Below are 289 nucleotides of genomic sequence, written 5' to 3'. Positions count from 1 at the left end.
CCGACCAGCACGCCGTTGAGCAGGCCGATCAGACCGGCGAGGCCGACCGCAAGGACAAAGGCGGGCAGAGGCCCGATCATCGGCTGCAGCCCGAGCGACAGGATGGCGCCGCAGGCGATCGTGGCCGGCACCGACAGGTCAGCCAGGCCACCGACCACCAGCACGAAGGTCATGCCGACGACGACGATGCCGACGATGGACATCGAGGTCAGCACATTGAGGAGGTTGCCGGGTGTGAAGAAAGAAGGGCTGACAAGTGAGCCATAGAGCATGACGGCCAGGATGGCGA

Annotated in this window: 1 pseudogene; it reads right to left on the bottom strand. The window is 65.4% G+C overall.

Going from position 1 to position 289, the window contains the following annotated elements:
- Positions 1–289, bottom strand: a pseudogene (locus tag EN859_RS37240) (ABC transporter permease); the annotation flags it as partial.

It is taken from the genome of Mesorhizobium sp. M00.F.Ca.ET.216.01.1.1 (assembly GCF_004010325.2).
Classification (GTDB): domain Bacteria; phylum Pseudomonadota; class Alphaproteobacteria; order Rhizobiales; family Rhizobiaceae; genus Mesorhizobium.
Note: the sequence above shows the minus strand (reverse complement) of the source record. Positions and strands in the feature narration are given on the sequence as shown.